This is a genomic window from Bradyrhizobium sp. (genome assembly GCF_016462955.1).
Taxonomy (GTDB): domain Bacteria; phylum Pseudomonadota; class Alphaproteobacteria; order Rhizobiales; family Xanthobacteraceae; genus Bradyrhizobium.
Genome location: NZ_JAEMSD010000044.1, coordinates 7,867 through 22,943 on the forward strand (window position 1 = coordinate 7,867; position 15,077 = coordinate 22,943).

At 62.4% G+C, this 15,077-nt stretch carries 18 protein-coding genes; 11 read left to right on the top strand and 7 right to left on the bottom strand.

Annotated elements, in window-relative coordinates; all coding sequences use genetic code 11:
- From opgC to JHD07_RS07580, 9 genes are all read left to right on the top strand, one after another.
- Positions 1 to 447: OpgC domain-containing protein (gene opgC / locus JHD07_RS07540; protein ID WP_291620588.1), on the top strand; the 447-nt coding region annotated here is incomplete at its 5' end.
- Between the two features lies 1 nt (position 448).
- Positions 449 to 763, top strand: coding sequence for a hypothetical protein (locus JHD07_RS07545; RefSeq protein ID WP_028136445.1), 315 nt, complete (start codon positions 449 to 451; stop codon positions 761 to 763).
- Between the two features lie 25 nt (positions 764 to 788).
- Complete coding sequence (locus JHD07_RS07550) at positions 789 to 1,028, top strand: PilZ domain-containing protein (protein WP_028136444.1); 240 nt, start codon at positions 789 to 791, stop codon at positions 1,026 to 1,028.
- A gap of 25 nt (positions 1,029 to 1,053) precedes the next feature.
- Positions 1,054 to 1,548 (top strand): hypothetical protein, encoded by a 495-nt coding sequence (locus tag JHD07_RS07555; protein ID WP_028136443.1) that lies wholly within the window; start codon positions 1,054 to 1,056, stop codon positions 1,546 to 1,548.
- Positions 1,545 to 2,405 carry a hypothetical protein gene (locus JHD07_RS07560; protein ID WP_028136442.1) on the top strand — a complete coding sequence of 287 codons (861 nt, stop codon included), beginning with the start codon at positions 1,545 to 1,547 and terminating at the stop codon, positions 2,403 to 2,405. The genes JHD07_RS07555 and JHD07_RS07560 overlap by 4 nt, the downstream gene beginning before the upstream one ends.
- A gap of 3 nt (positions 2,406 to 2,408) precedes the next feature.
- A complete protein-coding gene (locus JHD07_RS07565; protein ID WP_028136441.1) occupies positions 2,409 to 3,308 on the top strand; it encodes a cation diffusion facilitator family transporter in 900 nt (299 codons plus the stop codon).
- A complete protein-coding gene (locus JHD07_RS07570; protein WP_028136440.1) occupies positions 3,301 to 4,314 on the top strand; it encodes a cation diffusion facilitator family transporter in 1,014 nt (337 codons plus the stop codon). The genes JHD07_RS07565 and JHD07_RS07570 overlap by 8 nt, the downstream gene beginning before the upstream one ends.
- Before the next feature lie 99 nt (positions 4,315 to 4,413).
- Positions 4,414 to 5,865 carry a tetratricopeptide repeat protein gene (locus JHD07_RS07575; protein ID WP_151650243.1) on the top strand — a complete coding sequence of 484 codons (1,452 nt, stop codon included), beginning with the start codon at positions 4,414 to 4,416 and terminating at the stop codon, positions 5,863 to 5,865.
- A gap of 103 nt (positions 5,866 to 5,968) precedes the next feature.
- The gene (locus JHD07_RS07580; protein ID WP_028136438.1) at positions 5,969 to 6,148 is read left to right on the top strand and encodes a hypothetical protein; all 180 of its coding nucleotides are present in this window, start codon (positions 5,969 to 5,971) and stop codon (positions 6,146 to 6,148) included.
- A gap of 100 nt (positions 6,149 to 6,248) precedes the next feature.
- On the opposite strand, the gene JHD07_RS07585 is transcribed toward JHD07_RS07580, so the two are convergent.
- A complete protein-coding gene (locus JHD07_RS07585; RefSeq protein ID WP_028136437.1) occupies positions 6,249 to 6,491 on the bottom strand; it encodes a DUF2171 domain-containing protein in 243 nt (80 codons plus the stop codon).
- Positions 6,492 to 6,750: 259 nt separating this feature from the next.
- Complete coding sequence (gene flgK / locus JHD07_RS07590) at positions 6,751 to 8,631, bottom strand: flagellar hook-associated protein FlgK (RefSeq protein WP_028136435.1); 1,881 nt, start codon at positions 8,629 to 8,631, stop codon at positions 6,751 to 6,753.
- Between the two features lie 404 nt (positions 8,632 to 9,035).
- Here flgK and flgB point away from each other — a divergent pair, with 404 nt between their 5' ends.
- Positions 9,036 to 9,437, top strand: coding sequence for a flagellar basal body rod protein FlgB (gene flgB, locus JHD07_RS07595; protein WP_151650756.1), 402 nt, complete (start codon positions 9,036 to 9,038; stop codon positions 9,435 to 9,437).
- A gap of 159 nt (positions 9,438 to 9,596) precedes the next feature.
- On the opposite strand, the gene JHD07_RS07600 is transcribed toward flgB, so the two are convergent.
- Entirely contained in the window at positions 9,597 to 9,698 is a 102-nt protein-coding gene (locus tag JHD07_RS07600; protein ID WP_244626039.1) for a DUF2171 domain-containing protein, read from the bottom strand.
- Positions 9,699 to 9,709: 11 nt separating this feature from the next.
- A complete protein-coding gene (locus tag JHD07_RS07605; RefSeq protein ID WP_244626038.1) occupies positions 9,710 to 9,904 on the bottom strand; it encodes a hypothetical protein in 195 nt (64 codons plus the stop codon).
- Positions 9,905 to 10,016: 112 nt separating this feature from the next.
- Here JHD07_RS07605 and JHD07_RS07610 point away from each other — a divergent pair, with 112 nt between their 5' ends.
- Entirely contained in the window at positions 10,017 to 10,247 is a 231-nt protein-coding gene (locus tag JHD07_RS07610) for a hypothetical protein (protein ID WP_028136434.1), read from the top strand.
- A 319-nt stretch (positions 10,248 to 10,566) separates the two neighbouring features.
- On the opposite strand, the gene JHD07_RS07615 is transcribed toward JHD07_RS07610, so the two are convergent.
- The 3 genes from JHD07_RS07615 to JHD07_RS07625 form a co-directional block, all read right to left on the bottom strand.
- Positions 10,567 to 12,582: a carbohydrate porin gene (locus JHD07_RS07615; RefSeq protein ID WP_291620601.1), complete on the bottom strand. Its 2,016-nt coding sequence runs from the start codon at positions 12,580 to 12,582 to the stop codon at positions 10,567 to 10,569.
- An 898-nt stretch (positions 12,583 to 13,480) separates the two neighbouring features.
- Entirely contained in the window at positions 13,481 to 14,269 is a 789-nt protein-coding gene (qatD, locus tag JHD07_RS07620; RefSeq protein ID WP_049820119.1) for a Qat anti-phage system TatD family nuclease QatD, read from the bottom strand.
- Positions 14,266 to 15,077: 7-cyano-7-deazaguanine synthase (locus tag JHD07_RS07625; protein ID WP_291620604.1), on the bottom strand; the 812-nt coding region annotated here is incomplete at its 5' end. The genes qatD and JHD07_RS07625, both read right to left, overlap by 4 nt.

The window sequence follows — 15,077 nt, forward strand, 5'->3', positions numbered from 1 at the left end:
GCGATCGTCACACTCGCAGCGCGGACCGGCCACGCGGAAATGATCGTCGAGCCCGTCCGGTCGCTGTTCATTCCGAACAACAAGACGCATCTGGCGCCGTACCGCGTCGTCCATTTCCTGGCGCTCGCGATCGTCGTCTCGCGACTGATTCCGAAAGAGGCGCCGTTCTTGTCGGCTCCTTGGCTTCGGCCGCTGCGGCTGTGCGGAGAGCGATCGCTCGAAGTCTTCTGCGTGGGCGTATTCCTCGCCTTCGTCGCCTACTTCGCCATCGACCTCGTCTCCGATTCGCTCGCCTTCCAGATCGTCGTCAGTGTCGCCGGCATCGGCATCATGATCGCCTTCGCCTATTTCAAGACATGGACCAGGGAGTTTCGCGCCACAACCGGCCGAAGGGCCGTCGAGCCCGAAGGGATTCGACAGCCACGACTAGCGCAAAGGGAGCGATGAGATGGGTTTCGACCAATACCACGAACCGCCGCAGGAGCTTTCGCAGGAGGTCCGCACCTTCGCGCGGATGATGGCTTCGCTGATCGAGGAAGCCGAAGCGATCAATTGGTACGAACAACGGATGTCGGTCGAGAAGGATAAGAAGGCTAAAGCCATCATGGCGAACGCCCAGAAGGAGGAATTCAAGCATTTCGGGATGAACCTCGAATTCCTGCTGCGACGGAAGAAGGAGTGGCGCGAGGAGCTCAAGGGAATCCTCTTCACGCAAGGCGACATCGTCAAGCTCGGCGAGAAGGCCGAGAAAGCGGTCGACTGATCGCATGACTGCCGGAGCAGCCGGAATGGAACGACGTGGAGACCAGCGCCGGAGGGTTCTCAAGAAGGGATCGATCGAGTTCGGAAGCTCCGCGATCGATTGCTCCATCCGGAATCTCAGCGATCGCGGCGCGATGTTGGAGGTTGAAAGTCCGCTCGGCATCCCTCGCGAATTCACGCTTGTGGTGCCGGCGGACGGAACGCGGCGCACCTGTCGTGTCGCGTGGGTCAAGGAGAAGCGGTTGGGCGTGGAGTTCGAAGAGTGAGTTCGGCTCAGCAGCGGAGGCGCAAATGAGGAAGTATGGACTCTTTTTGGCGCTGGGAAGCATCTTGAGTCTGATCGCGGCCATAGGCGCCGCCGAGGGTCGCGGCAGTATCGCGAGCGAACGACCGTATGCCGCGGAGCACATCGATCTGCTTCCGGTCGACATCCGTCACGGTCTGGCCCGTCTGGAGCGTCCATGCGGCGGGAAAGCTGCAGCGACGCACTACTTCTCTACGACCATCGACGTCGGCGGCCTGCACTTCAGGTCGTTGCATTTCGAAAACTTCGCCTGCGAACGGCGAGAAGCGATCTGCCGGGCGGAGCGATGCCTTCATGAAGTCTACCTAGAGCGGGGTGGCCGTTCGCGCCGTGTCTTCAACGCCTATGTCGACGACATGAAGCTGATCAACGCCGGCGGGACCGTCGGATTGGAGCTCGAGGGAGGCCGGCGGGCGATATTACGTTGGAACGGGCGCACATTCGCGCCTGTCCATTCATTCGGAAAGGGCCAAGAGCGGTGACGTCATCGATAATCTCGCATCTTCATTTCGGTGGCGCCGATATCTCCCTCTGGAAGAAGTTCCGGCTGTTCTTCACTGTGGGCGTCGTCGTGCTGCTTCTGAGCGCGGCGAAAGTCGCGGTCCACTACTTCGGATTCGAGTTCCTGGATCTCAACGGCCTGTTGACCAGCGGCATAGGCGGCGCCGTGTTCATCGTCGGCTTTCTGTTGTCGAGCATCCTCCAGGACTACAAGGAGGCGGAGAAGATCCCGGCCGATCTCAGGAATTCCATCGAGGCGATTGAGGGTGACCTGGCTTGCTTCGCGCAGACCAACGATGCCTTCGACCTGCGGAAGGCGCGGCTGTTGTTGCTTGCCTTGATCGACAGGCTCCGCGAGGGCCTCGGGCACAAAAACGGCCACAAGAACGTTCCTCCCGCCCTCGATGAGCTGGCCAAACTGACGCCGATCCTGGGCCGGCTCGAGGGCATGGGTATGGCCGCGAACTTCGTCGTCCGCCTCCGGACGAACCAGGACGTGATCCGGAGGGCATTGCTCCGGATCTACACCATTCAGCGCGTCGAGTTCGTGCCGTCCGTGCACGTGCTGGTGCAGACGCTGGTGTTCTCGATCGTACTGCTGCTCCTGCTGCTGAAGACGGAAGGCGACCCGGCGTCAGCGCTGCTGTTCGGCTTCATCACCTTTATGTTCGTCTACGTCCTCTACCTCGTCCGGCTCCTCGAGCAGCCGTTCGCCAAGGGGCACGGCTCGGTGGACGACGTAAGCTTTTTCCTGCTCGACGAGCTCGAGCGAAACCTCCGCCGAGCGCTCGAATATCCGGACGGCGGCGCCCAAAATACGACCACGACGGGAGATTGACACATGCACGGAGGAGGATCCGTCGGAACGGCCGGCGCTAAACACGCGAAGAGGCTCGCCTGGGCCCTCGCGATGACCGCGACCTACATGATCGCGGAGGTCATCGGAGGACTTGTGACCGGCAGCTTGGCGCTGCTCGCGGACGCCGCCCATATGCTGACCGACGTCGGCGGACTCGCGCTGGCGCTGCTCGCGATCCGCTTCGCCGCCCGCGAAGCGACCCCGCAGCGGACCTTCGGCTATCTGCGCATGGAGGTCCTGTCGGCGCTGGCTAATGCGGTCGTGCTGCTGCTGCTGACGGTCTACATCCTGTACGAAGCCTACCAGCGCTTCCAGTCGCCGCCGGAGGTCCTCAGCGGACCGATGCTCATCGTCGCCGCCATCGGCCTGGCCGTAAATCTGGTCAGCATGTGGCTGCTTTCGAGCGGGTCGTCCGAAAGCCTGAACGTCAAGGGCGCGTACTTCGAGGTGCTGAGCGACATGCTCGGATCTATCGGCGTGATCGTCGCCGCGCTGCTCATGATGTGGAAGGGCTGGGTTCTCGCGGACCCGATCATCGGCGCCGGCATCGGACTGTTCATCGTGCCCCGGACGTGGTCGCTCCTTAGTCAGGTCACGCACATCCTGATGGAGGGGACCCCGCCCAACGTCGATACCGCTGCGATCGAGAAGAAGCTTCTTGCCATCCCGGGAACCGTGGCCGTCCACGATCTGCACGTCTGGACCGTCACGTCCGGCTTCGACGCCATGAGCTGCCACCTCGTCGTGGCCGACATGTCGGCCGGGCGGGAGGCGCTGCGGGAGGCCCGGAACCTGATGAAGGCGGAATACGGAATCGAGCACACGACGATCCAGATCGAGGACGAGGCCATGAGAGGCGAGGAAACCGTACTCCATGTCTGAAACGGGTCACCGTAACGCTGGTCCCGTCGGCAGCACCGACCATGATCATCGGCATCATGACCGTCACGATCATGGCGCCGACCGGCACGGACATGACCATGATCATGGCGGGCTCGGTCACGTCCACGCTCCGGCGAGCTTCGGCAAGGCCTTCGCCATCGGCATCGGGCTGAACACCGCCCTGGTCGCGGCCGAAGCCGTCTATGGCTACCTCGGAAACTCGACGGCACTGATGGCGGACGCCGGGCACAATCTGAGTGACGTACTCGGCCTGGTCGTGGCCTGGGCCGCGTCAGTCGCCTCGAAGCGGGCGCCCAGTGGTCGTTTCACCTACGGTCTGAAGGGGGCGTCGATCCTGGCTGCGCTGGCGAACGCCGTGTTTCTTCTCGTCGCGACCGGCGCCATCGGATGGGAATCCATATTGCGGCTGTACGAACCGGAGCCTGTCGCCGGCCTGACCGTGATGGTGGTCGCCGCCATCGGCATCGTCGTCAACGGCGCCACGGCCATGCTGTTCGCGAGCGGCCGCAAGGGCGACATCAACATTCAGGGGGCGTTTCTGCACATGGCAGGCGACGCCGCCGTTTCGGCCGGCGTCGTGGCGTCAGCAGCGCTCATCCTCTGGACCGGTTGGCTTTGGCTGGATCCTGGAATGAGCCTGGTCATCTGCGCCGTCATCCTGTGGAGCACATGGAGCCTTCTGCGCGGCTCGGTCGCGATGTCATTGAGCGCGGCACCGTCCGGAACCGACATGGAAGCCGTCCGGTCATTTCTGCTGCAGCGGCCGGGCGTAGCCAAGATCCACGACCTGCATATCTGGCCGATCTCCACGACGGAAACGGCGATCACGTGTCATTTGGTCATGCCTACCGGACATCCCGGCGACGATTTCCTGATGGAATCGGCCCGGCTGCTCAGGACAGAGCACAAGATCGGACACGCGACCCTGCAGATCGAGACCGACGAGAACAACGCGTGCGCGCTGGCGCCCGACGACGTGGTCTAGCGTGGATGAGGGAGAGGACGACAAGCTCGAGCGCCTTCACCGTCTGAAGTCGGCGCTCGATATCGAGATCGACGTGGGAAACGAAAGAGGGAGGGTAGCATGCCCGAACTGTCCGCACGATGGCGACTGGCGAACGGAGGTCGGCGGCTGGGTGTTTTCCTGCGAGGAATGCGGTGTGCGCGTAGACGGCAGATTTCCTGCCAGACGCGTCGCGAATTGAGGGCGGTCGTGACAAAGGAGGCTCCGAAGGGCAGGGGATGGGCGGAAGGGTTCGACAGCCAAATATTCGGGAAGGGGCTGAGGTTACTTTTCGTGGCCTGCAGCCTGCTGTGCTTGCTGGGTTCACCGTCGTTCGCCCAGAGCGCCCGTGAGTTCGCGCGGGAAGGGTTCGCGGCAAAGGACAGGAAGCAGTTTCCGCTGGCCATCCAATTGTTCAGCGAAGCCATCAAGCAAGGGCAATTCACTCCCGAGCAACGCGGCTTCATCCTGTACGGGCGAGGGGTATCGTATGACGCGCTCGGACTGCGCGGTCTCGCCTTGGGCGATTTCGACGCCGCGATAGCGCTGTTGCCCGACTTTCCGAACTCCTACGTCTACCGCGCGCTGGCGTGGACCGATCGACGGGAATTCGACAAGGCACGCGACGATCTACTACAAGCTCTCCGGCTGAACCCGACCAGCGCGCTCATTCACAACAATCTCGGATCGGTCTACGAACGCAAGGGAGAGGTGGACCGGGCCATCGAAAGCTATGGGGAAGCCATTCGGCTGGATCCAACGGCGGCGCAAGCCTTCTACAACCGCGCCCATGCCTTCATCGCGAAGCAGGATTATCGGGCCGCGATATCGGACTACGACCGGGCGGTCGACCTGCAGCGTGACTTCGCGGACGCCTACAGCAACCGGGGCGGCATGTATCTCCTGCTGGGCGACACCGACAAGGCGATCGGAGATTTCGACGAGGCGATCCGTCTCAAGGGCACCGATCCGATCTTCTGGTCGAACAGGGCGAGCGCCTACATGACGATGGGACGCTACAAGGACGCGTTGGCCGATTTCGACCGCGCCCAAACGATCGATCCCGGCAACGCCGCGACCTATCTCGGACGGGGACGAGCGCGGCTCTATTCGGACGAGATCGCGGGGGCGATCGAAGACTTGCGTGTCGCTGCGAGACTGAGGCCGACGAACGCCTTTCCCGCGATCTGGATGCACATCGCCCGCATCCACCAGGGCAATCCGGACCGCGAGGAACTTGAGCGCAACGCGGCGAGGGTGGATCGCACCCAGTGGCCGGCTCAGGTCCTGGACTTTTACTTGGGCAAACTGGACATGGACCGGGTGCGCCAAGACGCCGGCGGCGGTGTGGGCGCCGAAGGCGAAAGGCGGCTCTGCGAGGCGGATTTCTTCGTCGGTGAGTTCCTGAGTCACGGCCAACAGAAGGCGGACGGCCGCCGGATGCTTCGGAAGGTTGTGGATCGGTGCCGTCCCGTGGACATCATCTTCGCCGCTGCTCAAGCCGAGCTACGCGACGACAAAGAGGCGAGGTAGAGGACGCGCATGTCGTCGTCCGCGGGGTTCCTTTAATTTCGACACGAGAGGACGGTCGGTGGTTCGCCACGATAGTGAAAAGGAGGACGCGAATTCCCGCAGCATGTCCAAGGTTCAGCGCGTCTTCTTCGTTGTTGGACTATTGGTGCTCATAGCGTTGTCGGCCAGTTCGGCCGGCATCCTGCTGCATCGCGCGTTTCCCGACAGCTACTGGGTCACGCTAGTCGGTCCTCTGGGCGCAGCGGTCGCCGTGATCGCTCTACGAAAACTGTTCGTCGGCTGAGTTCGGCGCAAACTCCCGGGTCCTTGAGGAGAGGAGCCGACGCGGCTGTTGTCGCGTCGGCTGCCGAATAGGCGCGAGGTTCCCAGTCGAGAAGCCGTGATTACTTGCGACCTTCGTGCTGCCAGTGGCCGGTGACTTCTTCGCCGGTCTTGGAGAGGTGCACGTGCTGGTCGACATGATCGACCCAGGCGACTGGGATGAAGTGATGATGATCGCCGTCGGGCGAGCTCTGTTTGGTGAGCTTTATCTTATCGCTACCCTCCAGATGGTCGACCTTGCCTACGGTCTTCTTGTCCGACGAAATCACGTCCATGTGCTCTTTGATCTGCGATGTGTCCCGCATGGGGTATCCTCCAGTGAGTGGAAGGATGCAACGCCCCCGTACCGGGAAGGTTGCTCTCGCGCGGCTGAAGGATGGCCCATAGGAAATATGATTACCGGCGTGACGGCTGATTGTTGCGACGACGAATTCACGCCGCCGGGGCTCCGCCGGTATGGAGAGCCGAACGACAGGTTGAAGATGCCTCCCATCGCCCGCGGACGAGCGACCATGTCGAATATCGACAGCGCTATGCAAGGCAGTGACGGCTTTCTCAAGTCGCTCATTGAGCTCTAATGAGCACGTCCATCATTTCCTGAATGACCGACATGATTCGGGCATTTGCCGCATAGGCATTCTGAAGCTGGATCAGGTTCGACATCTCCGAGTCCAGGTTGACGCTGGAGGTCGAATTGAACTTGGCCTGGAGCGTCGAGACGACGACGTTCTGGCCCTGCTGAAGCTGGGTCGCCTGCGTCGCGGCGTTGCCCTGGACGCTCAGGAACTGCTGGAGGTAGCTCGAGATGCTGCCGGTAAATGGCTGGCTCGACGAGCCCAGACCGGTCTGCGACGAGTAGGAGTACACCGCCGTCGTGAGCTGCGAGTAGAGATAGTCCGAGCGAGTGGTGTCGCCTGCGGGCGTCACCGGCGAGGTGTTGTAGACCGACAACTTGCTCGGATCGGTGACCAGTTGCGTGTTGACGGCGATGCGGCCGGCAAGGCCGGTCATCTGCGAGCCCGAGGCCATCATCGCACCTGTATAGAGAGCCTGCCCGCCGTCGGTGAACAGCGGCAGTTGCGGATTGCCCGAGCTCAGCGATGTGATCGTTTTGGTGATCGAGGCCGAGTTGACTTTGGCAAGGCCGGTGTTTTCGTCGGTGACCCGGAGCGTCATCGCCGGCGCCGGCGAGGGGGCCGCGGCGAATGTCAGACGCGTGTTTGGCAGTGCGGTGTTGAGCGCCGCCGCGATCACACTTATGCCGCTGGAGAAGTTCACGCCGATCTGGAACGGGTTGGCATTGGTGGCGTTCGGCAGCGGCAGCGCCGCAGGATCGGTCACGTTGACGAGGGTGACCTGGCGCTGGGTGTTGGTGACCGTGTCCGTGTAGGTGATGTTGACCGTGTTGCCCGGTTGCGCGCCGGAGAGGTCGAGGTCGAACCCGGTGGGCGGGCCGGGGACGGTGCTGCCGGCCGTCGTCTTGTCGGACAGCGCGCTCGACATCGTCGCGGCGAGCTGGTCGATCTGGGTCTGCGCCTGCACCAACGTCTCGTCGCGCAGCTTGAGATCGGCCGCCATCTGACCTGAGGATACCACGTTGTTGGCGACCACGTCGATCATCGAGCCGTTCGGCAGTTTGACGTTGAGTGCGCCGACGCCGGACTTGGTCGGATCGATGTTGTAGAGCGAGGTCGCCGAGAGGGCACCGGCAGATGCAAACGTGAATTGCGAGGCGAGACCCGCACCGACCAGTTGGATACCCGTCGTTGTGTAGATGTTGGCCTGGTTCGAGCCGTCGGTGGTGACGCGGAGGTCGACATATTTCGACAGCGTGTTGATGGCCTGATCGCGCTGATCCATAAGTGTCGCGGCGGACGGATCGTTAGCCGACAGGCCCTGCAGCTTGGTGTTGATGTCGGCGATCTGCTTCATCGCCACGTTCGCCGCCTGCGCCGAATTGCCGAGATCCTGCTCGACATTGGAGCGCAGCGACTGGATACCCTTGGTGGTGACGTTGAGCTGCCGCGCCAGCGCCTGCGCCGCGCCGAGCACGACGTTCTGCGCCGACGACGAGCCGGCGCTGGTCGACAGCGCCTGCAGCGACGTGGTGAAGTTGTTCAGCGCGGTTTCGAGCGTGCCGCTGTTGCCGGGCGTGCCATACACATTCTGAAGCTGCTTTAGGATGCTCGCCATCTGGTCGGCGTAGCCGCTTCCGCCGGTCTCGGTGCGGAGCTGGTTCAGCACATAGGTGTCGAGTTCCCGGCTGACGCCGGTCGTCATCGCGGTCGAGCCGAAGTCGCCGGTGGTGACCTCGATCTGGTTCGGCGTCTGGGCGACGTAGCCTGGCGTCTGCGAGTTCGCGACGTTCGATGAGACGATCGAGAGCGCGGCCTGATTGGCACGCAGACCGCTCATCGCACTGGCAAGGGCAGAATTTAGGCTCATGGTGAAGCTCGTTCTTGATCGAAGCAACGGGCGCGAGGCGTGTTGCGAAGTTCGCAAGAACTATGCCAACGATCAGAACCTCCGAAACGCAGCAAAGTCAGTAGTTTTCTGCAATAACTGCAAGCTCGCTCGCGGAGCGGGGTAACAATTGCCTGAGAGTCTCATGCAAATAATACAGGAGTGAATCGCGCTTTCGCGCGCGCGCGTCGGATTTCGTCGATGCATCGGTGATGCTCCGCTGTGTCCGGATGTCGAAGCGATGATCAAAAGTTCGATTTGACAGAAATCTACATGAGCAACGAGCGCTGATCGCGTCAACTTGTCGCTGCATTCCGCATGTTTACCAAGCGTTAAAAATCTGCCTAGTCAGAAAAGTGGAAGCATTCAAGCGGGAAGGAACGTCGGTGGCGATCAATGATATTTCCACTCTCGCTGCGCTTCGTACAAAAATGGATTGGCACCAGCAGCGCCAGCGGGTGCTGGCGCAGAATGTGTCAAACTCCGACACTCCCAACTTCAAGCCGACTGATCTGGTCGAACCGAAAATTGGCGCCAAGGGTCAGGCCACGGGTCAGACGTTTGCGCTGGCTCTGATGCGTACCAACTCGTCCCACCAACTTCCTTCGGGTGGTGGGAGTTCTTCTGAAACAAAGCCGGGTGGCTACCAGACACGTCCCGCGGGAAACGCTGTGAGCCTTGAGGAAGAGATGCAGAAGTCGGCCGCTAACCAAATGGACTACGCGGCCGCAACGGCCCTGTACAGCCGGAGTCTGGGTCTTCTCAAGACCGCGCTGGGCAAGCGCTGACAAGACATCATCTTATATGCGCTCCGATTTTCTCAATCTCTCGCTCCAACCGCACATTGAGACACGAAAAACCCGCGTTTGCTGAACGCAGCAATGTGGCGCGATACGAGACTGGGGGGCCCAGTCTCGGCCTCGGTCCGCTTGCGAGGAAGGGTGCCCTCATTCGCCTCCTTCGTGCTGCCGGTGGCTACCGACTTCGTCGCCGGTCTTGGAGAGGTGCACGTGCTGGTCGACATGATCGACCCAGGACACCGGAATCATGGTGGTCGCCGTCAGGCGAACTGTGCTTCGTCAAGTTGATCTTTGTCGGGCCCTTCCGGGTGATCGACTTTTCCGACGGCTTCTTTGTCGATGGAATGACGTCCATGCGTGCCTTGATCTGCGTGGCGTCCAGCATCGCGCGTCCCCCTTAGTTGAAAACGCGAAACGCGCGAACCGAAGCAAGGTTGCTCGCCGTCCAGGGTCACCAGTCCATCGTTTAGTCGTGCGTAATTTGGTCGCAACCGGGCGCCTCCGTAGGAGGGAACGTCACGATGACGTGTGACTTGGGTAACGACTGATGACAGAGGGACTTGGAACATGAAGAAGCTTGGTCTTTTGGTATTCGGCTTGGCCGTTTCGTTCGCATTGCCTGCCTCGGCGGAGACGGTGATCGTCAAGAAGGGGGGACATCATGGTGGATACGGCGCGCGGGCCGAGATGCGCGGTCCCCATGGGGCCGGCATGCGTTATGGTGGCGATATGCATCGGGGGATGAGAATGCACGGCAACAGGACGGTGGTGATCAAGCGAGGCCACCACCGCTATTGAGGAAGCTCCGCGGAACGTACGGCTGGGGATGTCCTCCTCCAACAATCCGGCTGATGGTCGCTCGAATGCAGCGACGCGAATACGAAGGCCGCCTCCTGGGGCGGCCTTTTGGTTTATACTGTCGAAAGGCCTTCGTTGGCGTCGGGATCTGCGCTCAGAATCCAAAACACGCCTCGTCGGAGAGAACAGTCGTTAGGGCGCTTCCGATGTCATTTCCAGCGCCAGGACTGTGTTGGCTGAAACCGCGCTTGCAAGCCCCGTTTACGCCGACACGATCCAGCGTTGGCAATAGACGGTTCGCGTTGTCCGTGATGGGCCGTCAGAATTGCGAGCGGACGCGCACGCCGAAAATCGACGCCGGACCGCGGTCGCGGTTGTAGGCCGGGTTGACGACGAGCTGGTAGTCCAGCGTTGCGCGCCACGACCACAGTGGGAAGCTGTAGTAGGTTTCGATGATCTTCTCGGGGCCGGCGTTCGGCAGGCGTCCGTCTCCGACGAGAATGCCGAGACCGCCCGCATCGAGGTAAGTGCGGCGCGCTTGCGAGATGCCGTTCAACACGCCGGCGAATCCGAACGTGTCGTTAGGTCTGTTCCAGGAAGATCCCGCCAGCGACAGGCCGGCGGCAACCGTCGTATCGATGTCGGTGAATTCATAGGACTCCTTGGATCCGTCGGCGACGCCGGCCCTAGCGAAGACGCCGAGCTCCTTCGTGACCTCTTGCTCCAGGTTGACGCTGATGCCGGCCCGGCTTTGGTAGCGCCGGACCAGGGCGGTGTCCGCGGCTGTGCCCGTCGCCTGCGCGAGCGCCACGGCCTCGTCGAAGCGCCCCATGCGCCCGCGTGTCAGGAATCCCGTAACCGCGACCTTGCCCGGCTTGCCCCAGATCTCATGGCGATGTTCGATCTCGCCGACCCACTGGAATTGGGAGAACGTCGGATCCAGCTCGGTGCTGTTGGGAACGGTCGACAGATCGAACAAGCCGCCGCGGAATGTCCAGTCGCCCTTGTACCACTCGACGGCGGCGCCGTAGGTGAAGCCCCAAGCATCGGCGGCGTAGTCGAACGTGCCGGTGTCCACGATCGACCAGTTCATGAAATCCTTGCGCGGGTCGTGGGCATATTTGTTGGTGTCGAAGACGTCGGTGACAGCGAATTTTCCCACCGTCAGGACCAAGCGGTCGGCGCTCTGCGTGCCGGCGAACTGGTTGATGTCGGCATCGACCTTCTTGGTATCACCGCCGAGGTCGAACGTCTGACGGAAGAAGGCGCGGGGAATGCGGGCGTAGGGCGCAGCGGATCCGACCTTGTAGGCCTCGCCGCTCGGAAATCCGGCCACACCCAAGGTCGAGCTCAGGCCGAACCCCTGATCGATCTCCGGGTTGACCCAGAATTCTCCGCCGGCCCAAGGCCTGAAGCCGGCGTAGAGCGTCACGTCCCAGGTCTGTCGGGTCTGGTTCGGAATGAGGCTGTTCGTGCCGGTGTAGGGAGAGCGGAACGGTGGCGCGTACTGCTGCAGATAGGTCGTCTGCCCATGGATGCTGAACTGGTCGGTTTCGAAGGGCGTCAAGCCGTCCTCGAGAACCTTCTGCCCATTTTGACCGAAGCGGTAGTTGAGGCCGAGGCGGGCGGTCTGCACCGCGAGATCCGAGGACAGATGCTGCGTGCCGCCGAACGCTTTCTCTTTCGTCCCGAAGTCCGTGTAGAGATATTCGAACCGCGCCGACCAGTTTGCCGACAGGGCGACTTCGGCGCCGGCGCCCCAAGCGGAGCCGAGCCGAGTGAACCCGATCTTGTCTCCCGGGGTGCCGTCGAGCGGGTCGAGCGTCGCCTGGTCGTAGCTCCATGCGAAGCCGCCCGTGGCGTAGAACAACCAGGACCTCGACGCGTATCCCAGGCGGGCCCTCAGCGTTCCCGATGTCAGGACAGTTTCCTTCAGGGCCGCCGGCCCTTGAGCGCCGACGACCGAAGTTGTCCCGGAGATCGTATTGGGAAAGGTGAGGTCGCCTTCGATGCCGAGGAGCACGTGGGACGGCAGCACGTAGTTATAGCCGGCGCCCAGTCCGAGAGCGTAGGAGCCGGTTCCTTTGAACGCGTTGAGGGAGTTCGTCAGGTCGATCGATCCGGACGACGGAGCCAGTCCCGGGGCGCCGAAAGCGTACTGCGAGGACCCGACGCCATAGGCGAAATGGCCGCCGACGAAGGGGCCGCTCCAGTCGACGGCCTGGCCGGGCCGGACTTCGCCGAGATCGGCTGAAAGTCCCTTGGCGGCCGGAACGGCCGCCAGGATCATGCCGATGATGACCTTCTTCATCGCGTCGAGCGTCCGCCTCTTCATACCGCTTTCGATACGGCGGCGGCCGCTTGGCAACAATTTGAATCTAGCCTGCACGCCGCCAATCCTGTCGCTGAATTGACCAGGCGTGCATTCGCCGCGAAATGTTTCACAGCGACCCTGCAGCACCCGCGGTTGTGCATACCCGTTTAGGACCCCGCCCAGTCGCAAGCGACCTCGAACGCTCGACGCCGCGAGGGCAGGTGATGGAGCGCGATGGTGGACGACACGCATCTGGAGATGACCCAGTGAACCCATCCAGCCTTATTGCGAATAGTTCTTAGTTGCAAGAAGTGCTATTGGACAGGTAATCGTTTAACACTGTCGACGTGATGGAATTGCAACAGTTGTTGGAGGCGCTGCGCCCAGTGCCCGCGGTGAGCGCGATCGAGGTGGATATCGGTGCCGACCTCCGGATCGTGTTTCGGCGCCTGCGTGGGCCTCTAAGTTCTTCTGGAGATCGAATCGCTCTGCCGGGTCACCGGTCTTCTCCGGCGGAGGTCCGGGGCGTGGCGCGGGGGAGTTGCCTCGCGCGCCGTCCGATGCCTCTCTCGTCGGCAGAAACGGGGGTCTCAGCAGGGGTCGACAAGGAGATGGGTGGTGGCTTCACCATCGAGTATTCCAGACCGCCCCGCGGCCGGACATGGTGACCCGTTCTCGGTGGCCGAATTGGAAAGCAAGACGCCTTAGCTTCACATACCTCCGGACACCACCAAACGGGCCCGAATCCCGCCGGGGCGGTCGACGAGACCGTTAGGGGGAATTGTCTGGCACAAGCGCCATCACGACCGCTGAGCGGCGACGGGGATGGCGGTCCTTGACTTTCTGTCGGCTGGGTCGCTTGGCCGCCGTGTCGAAAAGCGGAGAACGATCTCACGCCCGACTCGATGCGAGTGCTGAATTAGCTGGCGCAGCCAACGCCCGAAGAGCCCCGCCCGGGGGCGCTGCCGCGCTCCGGAGCGATCCGCGTCGTGAGTCGCTTGAGGTTCGCAAGCAATTGGCCCCGGACCTCGCCTTCGTCCACGGCCCATAGATCGGCGAGAATCGGCTCGGCCTTGGCGACGTCCCAAGGAAACAGGGAGCGCCCCTCGACCTGTGCGAAGGGACCGTCCGTCTCGGTCAGTATCCTGTCGCGGGGCATTTCGGCAACCAGGCCGCGTCCTCTCTCGCCGGCGAGCATCGCCGGGCCGACGCTGAACCAGCAACCCTGATCGACCGCGCGTTTGAGCTCGCGGCGCGTCCCGGAAAACCAATGCAGAACGGCGACGCCTGCATCGGACCGCGACGCGAGCGCATCGAGAACGGGCCCGGCGGCCCGCCTGCTGTGTATCGTCATGATGCGGCCTCCGACCGCCCCGCACATCCGAAGGATTTCGTCAAAGACGTGGCGCTGCGTTTCCCAGGTCGCCTTCAGTTCTGGGCCGCCATCCAGACCGATCTCGCCGACATACCGTGATCGCGGGAGCAACTCCTCGAAGAGCCCGAGTTCGCCCCGGCGTTCCTGCGCGATCTGAGGATGCAATCCGATCGCGGTACGGATGCGCGCCGCATCCTTCGCCAAGGCGGCTGTTCCCGACCAGGCCGAGGGCGTCGTCGTCACCGACAGGACGAAAAGGTCGCGCTCGATGCACTCCTTCGTTGTCGCGACCGGATCCGGATAAAGATCTAGATGGGCATGAAGGTCGATCACTTGACACCGTATTTCACGTGCAAGGCGCCGAGTTCGGCAAGTCCCCGTCGTAGCATATCCTTCAGCGCGTCGCGCTCCTCGATCCCCTGCCACGAAAGGGCTCCGCCAAGCCAATCGTCGAACCCCGCGCCCTTTGAGGCCGCCAGCGCCATGCCGACCGAGCGGACGTCGTCGAAGCCGGCGTGATCCGGATCGTCCCGACCGAGATGTTCGTAGACGTAGTCGGTCGGATCGTCTTCGCCCCAAGCGAGGAAGGCCGCTCTGCGGACCTGACACGGCACGCACCGCCCGCAATGGCGGTAGTTGTAGCGCTGAAAGCGGCCGCAACTCGTCGAGTTCGCCGCCAGCGTGCGCAGCAAGTCCTGGTCCGCGCACGTCTTCAGCATCTCGCCCTTGGTCGTGTATCCATAAGGAGTGTGGATACTCACGCCCAGGTTCGCGGCGTCGAGAACGTCCTGGAACCTTGAGAGGAAGTAAGGGTGGGCCGTACGGGTGCTCAAACTTCCGATGCGGCTTCCCGTCAGCGGCGGGTTGATGGCGATGAAGCCGTTTTCGCAGACGTAGAGCGGCAAGCAGCCGCCGGGACGATATGGCTTGAGCGCCGTGGCGACGAGAACCCCGAAGGCAAGGAAGATGATCGAGCGCGCCCGCTGGGAGGTATCTTCGGTGCCCGGAACGGCCGCGTTGTCGTTCAACTGGAAGTGGCGCAGACCGCCGCCGATCAACGACGCGAACCTGATCTGTTTTTCTCCATCGCCCCGGACTGTCTTGCTGATGGCGACGGGTCGCTGTCCGGACGCCGCAAGGT

Bases quoted from the DNA above. Each gene is read 5' to 3' on its own strand.
- flgK (WP_028136435.1), bottom strand. From the start codon at position 8,631: ATGAGCCTAAATTCTGCCCTTGCCAGTGCGATGAGCGGTCTGCGTGCC.
- JHD07_RS07545 (WP_028136445.1), top strand. From the start codon at position 449: ATGGGTTTCGACCAATACCACGAACCGCCGCAGGAGCTTTCGCAGGAG.
- JHD07_RS07575 (WP_151650243.1), top strand. From the start codon at position 4,414: ATGCCCGAACTGTCCGCACGATGGCGACTGGCGAACGGAGGTCGGCGG.
- JHD07_RS07555 (WP_028136443.1), top strand. From the start codon at position 1,054: ATGAGGAAGTATGGACTCTTTTTGGCGCTGGGAAGCATCTTGAGTCTG.
- JHD07_RS07610 (WP_028136434.1), top strand. From the start codon at position 10,017: ATGAAGAAGCTTGGTCTTTTGGTATTCGGCTTGGCCGTTTCGTTCGCA.
- JHD07_RS07585 (WP_028136437.1), bottom strand. From the start codon at position 6,491: ATGCGGGACACATCGCAGATCAAAGAGCACATGGACGTGATTTCGTCG.
- JHD07_RS07565 (WP_028136441.1), top strand. From the start codon at position 2,409: ATGCACGGAGGAGGATCCGTCGGAACGGCCGGCGCTAAACACGCGAAG.
- JHD07_RS07570 (WP_028136440.1), top strand. From the start codon at position 3,301: ATGTCTGAAACGGGTCACCGTAACGCTGGTCCCGTCGGCAGCACCGAC.
- JHD07_RS07580 (WP_028136438.1), top strand. From the start codon at position 5,969: ATGTCCAAGGTTCAGCGCGTCTTCTTCGTTGTTGGACTATTGGTGCTC.
- JHD07_RS07550 (WP_028136444.1), top strand. From the start codon at position 789: ATGGAACGACGTGGAGACCAGCGCCGGAGGGTTCTCAAGAAGGGATCG.
- JHD07_RS07615 (WP_291620601.1), bottom strand. From the start codon at position 12,582: ATGAAGAGGCGGACGCTCGACGCGATGAAGAAGGTCATCATCGGCATG.
- JHD07_RS07600 (WP_244626039.1), bottom strand. From the start codon at position 9,698: ATGATTCCGGTGTCCTGGGTCGATCATGTCGACCAGCACGTGCACCTC.